Annotated in this window: 5 protein-coding genes; 3 read left to right on the top strand and 2 right to left on the bottom strand. The window is 65.0% G+C overall.

What is annotated here, in order from left to right; translation table 11 throughout:
• The 3 genes from AC2VOU_RS16735 to coaD form a co-directional block, all read left to right on the top strand.
• Window positions 1–573 (top strand): biotin/lipoyl-containing protein (locus AC2VOU_RS16735; RefSeq protein WP_486958374.1); only part of this gene is annotated, 573 nt, incomplete at its 5' end.
• On the top strand, window positions 570–1,124 hold the full coding sequence (rsmD, locus tag AC2VOU_RS16730; protein ID WP_486958375.1) for a 16S rRNA (guanine(966)-N(2))-methyltransferase RsmD: 555 nt from the start codon (window positions 570–572) through the stop codon (window positions 1,122–1,124). The genes AC2VOU_RS16735 and rsmD, both read left to right, overlap by 4 nt.
• A 23-nt stretch (window positions 1,125–1,147) precedes the next feature.
• Window positions 1,148–1,630, top strand: coding sequence for a pantetheine-phosphate adenylyltransferase (coaD, locus tag AC2VOU_RS16725; protein WP_047313035.1), 483 nt, complete (start codon window positions 1,148–1,150; stop codon window positions 1,628–1,630).
• A 56-nt stretch (window positions 1,631–1,686) separates the two neighbouring features.
• Here the strand turns inward: coaD and AC2VOU_RS16720 are convergent, their stop codons facing one another.
• Together AC2VOU_RS16720 and AC2VOU_RS16715 are read right to left on the bottom strand one after the other, a co-directional pair.
• The gene (locus AC2VOU_RS16720; RefSeq protein WP_054880355.1) at window positions 1,687–3,054 is read right to left on the bottom strand and encodes an HNH endonuclease signature motif containing protein; all 1,368 of its coding nucleotides are present in this window, start codon (window positions 3,052–3,054) and stop codon (window positions 1,687–1,689) included.
• Window positions 3,055–3,115: 61 nt separating this feature from the next.
• Window positions 3,116–4,047 (bottom strand): permease (locus AC2VOU_RS16715; protein WP_486958373.1); only part of this gene is annotated, 932 nt, incomplete at its 5' end.

Genomic DNA, 4,047 nt, shown 5'->3' with positions numbered 1-4,047 from the left:
CAGCGAGCCAGCCACGCCGAGGCCGCTGTAACCCTCCCCGGGGCCACGCGTCAAGCCACCCTCCACCGGCTCTTAGTTCCCGGTCCAACAAAGGAATTCGCGGAGCACCGAGAAACCTACGGCGACACTTCGCAATTGTCGGCCAACCAGTTCTTCTACGGCCTTCGCCAGGATGAAGAGCACCGGGTGGAACTGGAGCGCGGAGTTGAGCTGTTGATCGGGCTGGAGGCCATCTCCGAGCCCGACGAGCGTGGCATGCGAACGGTGATGTGCATCATCAACGGCCAGCTGCGGCCGGTCCTGGTGCGTGATCGCAGCATCGCCAGCTCGGTTCCGGCCGCCGAGAAGGCCGACCGCGCTAATCCCGGACACATTGCGGCACCGTTCGCCGGAGTCGTCACCGTCGGGGTGTCCGTCGGCGACCAAGTTAGCGTCGGGCAGACCATCGCCAGCATCGAGGCGATGAAAATGGAAGCCCCGATCACCGCCCCGAAAGACGCTGTCGTAGCGCGGGTAGCGGTGTCCAGCACCGCTGCGGTGGAAGGCGGAGACCTGCTGGTGGTGCTGAGCTGACCAGGATCATCGGCGGCGTAGCGCGGGGAAGGCGCATCGTTGTTCCGCGACGGGGGACCAGGCCGACCACCGACCGGGTGCGCGAGTCGCTTTTCAACATCGTGGCCGCACGGCGGGAGCTGACCGGTCTGGCGGTGCTAGACCGCAACGCCGGTTCGGGTGCGCTCGGTCTGGAGGCGTTGTCGCGCGGAGCCGCGTCGGCGCTGTTTGTGGAATCCGACCAGCGCACCGTTGCCGTCATCGAGCGCAACGTGGCGGCCTTAGGTCTAGCCGGCGCTAGGGTGCGGCGCGGTCCGGTGGCAACCGTCCTGGCCGCCGGGACCGCGTCACCGGTGGATCTGGTGTTGGCCGACCCGCCCTACGAGATCGACACCGCCGAGGTCGAAGCGGTGTTGGCTGCGTTGATCACCCACGGCTGGGCGCGGCAGGGAACCGTCGCGGTGGTAGAACGTGGCGCCGCGAGAGCGTCGTTGACCTGGCCGGCCGGATGGAGTCCGTGGCAGTCGCGCGGGTACGGCGACACCCGTCTCGAGCTTGCCGAACTGGCCTGAGCCGCCGTGTAGCGTCTCGGTCTATGAGCGGTGCGGTATGTCCGGGGTCATTCGACCCGGTGACGTTGGGCCACATCGACGTCTTTGAACGCGCCGCGGCTCAGTTCGACGAGGTGGTGGTCGCGATCCTGCTCAACCCCGTCAAAAAGGGCATGTTCGACCTCGACGAGCGGATCGCTATGATCACCGAGTCGACGACACACCTACCCAACGTGCGCGTGGAGGCCGGAGCGGGGCTGGTGGTCGACTTCGTCAGGTCCCGCGGGATGACGGCCATCGTGAAGGGCCTGCGCACCGGCACGGATTTCGAATACGAGCTGCAGATGGCGCAGATGAACAAGCACATCGCCGGCGTCGACACCTTCTTCGTCGCGACGGCGCCGCGGTATTCGTTCGTGTCGTCGTCGTTGGCCAAAGAGGTTGCGATGCTAGGCGGCGATGTGTCGGAGCTATTGCCGGAACCGGTCAACCGCCGATTCCGGGAAAAGATGTCCGGCAGTAGTTAAAGCAGAACAGCTTTCACCGGCGGGCCAGGCAGCAGCCGGCCGATATCGGCGCCCAGCTACGGGTCGTCGTCGTCATCGTCCCCGGCGCGAAGCAGCTTTTCGGGATGGTGAAAGGTGTTGGTGCGTGGCTGGCCGTGGTCGAGATGCGGTGGCGGGATCCACTCGGTGGCGCCGTCTTTGCGTTTACGGGTGGTCCAACCCTTCTCGGCCAGCGGGTGATGGCCACCGCAGCCGAAGGTGAGCTGGTTGACATCGGTGGTGCGGCATTGAGCGTAGGGGATGACGTGATGCACCTCGCAGTAGTAGCCGGGCACGGTGCATCCCGGCGCGCTGCAGCCACGTTCTTTGGAGTACAACACGATTCGCTGCGCTGGGGAGGCAAGTCGCTTGGTGTGGTAGAGCGCCAGCGCTTTGCCCTTGTCGAAAATCGCGAGATAATGGTGGGCATGGCGAGCCAGGCGGATCACATCACTCATCGGCAAGATGGTGCCGCCGCCAGTAAGTGCCTTGCCGGCCGCTGATTCCAACTCTTTGAGCGTGGTGGACACGATGATGGTGGCCGGTAACCCATTGTGCTGCCCTAGTTTTCCCGATGCCAGCAGCGCCCTCAGTGCTGCGTTGAGGGCGTCGTGGTTGCGCTGGCTCGGCGAGCGGGTATCGCGCTGAATCGTTTCCGGTGCGGGCGCGCCGTCGACCACGGGCGCCTGGTCATTGGGGTTGGCCATGCCGGGGGCGGCCAGCTTGGCTAGCACCGCTTCCACGGTGACGCGTGCCTCGGGGGTCAGCCAACCGCTGAGGCGAGACATCCCGTCGGTGTCTTGGTTACCCAGGGTCAGGCCGCGCCGGCGGGCCCGATCCTCATCGGTGTAGCTGCCATCTGGGTTCAGGCAGTCAGTGAGCCGTTCGGCCAACTTGGCCAGCTGGTCGGGGCGGAACTGGGTGGCCAACGCGGCCAAATGCGCCTCGGCCTGTTCGCGGGTCTCGATATCCACGGCACTGGGCAGCCGGTGAAAAAAGTCGCGGATCACCTGTACATGGGTGCGTCCGATCCGCCCGTCGCGTTGGGCCGTCGCGGTGGCGGTCAGCAGCGGCGGCAACGGTTGACCGGTCAGCGCGCGCCGGGGGCCTAGGTCGGCGGCCTCGGCCACCCGTCGGCTCGCTTCGCCGCGGGTAATGTGCAGCCGGTCGGCCAACGCCGCGGGCAGTGTGCCGCCGAGCTGTTCGGAGTCGGACTGCTCGGCGATCTGATTGATCAACCCGTGCTCGACGGCAGGCAGCTGGCGGCGCGCCGTCTCGCAGCGTTGCAATAGGGCCAGTCGTTCCGGAGTGGTCAACGCGTCGAACGAGAGCCCCGTCAGCCGCGACATCGTGGCATCGAGCGTATCGAAGACCTCCTGGATCTCCCCACGGCCACTCGAAAGCATGTTCGAATGATATCGCGAGGGGCCGGCGCGCGGAGAAGTTATCCACAGGGCAACATGGCTGTTAGTGGCTGTGATCGTGCTGGTGGTGCTCCGCGTCGGGAGACCCACCCATCATGCGCGCCATCGGTAATCCCCCCGAGGTGACGAACCGGGCGACGAGCAGCGCCGCGACAACAAGGAAGGCGATGTTGAGCCAGGTGGTGTAGTTCCACGAGATCGCCGCTTGCATGACCGTGGCGTTGCGCTGGCTTGGAATGAGATGTGCTGTGCCGAAAAGTAATTCGACAAGATACCCGGCGGCGGCCATTGCGGCGTAAAAGGTGGCGAGCAGCATCAGCATCATCTTGGTGCCGTAGTACTTGCGGTAGATATTCAAGATCGGCAGGATCAACAGGTCGGCGAAGATGAATGCGATGACGCCGCCGAAACTGATGCCTCCGTTCCAGAGCACCGCGGCAAGTGGCACATTGCCGATGGAGCAGACGAAGGACACGATCGCCACGATGGGTCCCACGATCGGTCCCCACAGCGCTGCCCAGCCCGGGTGATTGGCGAAAAAGAAGTTCTGCCAAAACGATTGGGGTACCCATGCCGCGATGGCGCCAGCAATCAGCAGGCCCAGAACGAGATCGCGCAGGATCGCCAGCCATTCCATGACGAACACATGCGAGATCGAGGTAAAACCCTGCGGGGAAAACAGCCGTTGCCAGAACGATCCCTCTGCGTGGATGGACATGTCCATCGCAGCGTGGCCTTCCATCGAGCCGGCGATTCCCCGTTCGGCCTGCTGGCGGGCGGCGTCGATGAGCCGGGACCGCGCGAACAGCCGGAACAAGACGGCCAGTATCACGATCATCAGCGGGCCGCCGATGAACTCTGCGGCGGTGAATTGCCAGCCCATCAGCAGGGCCAGGATGATGCCCAACTCCACCACGAGATTGGTGGAGCCGATCTCGAATGCCATGGCGGCGGTGAAGTTGGCGCCCTTGCGGA

The sequence above is a fragment of the Mycobacterium sp. TH-M25 genome (assembly GCF_057473665.1).
Note: the sequence above shows the minus strand (reverse complement) of the source record. Positions and strands in the feature narration are given on the sequence as shown.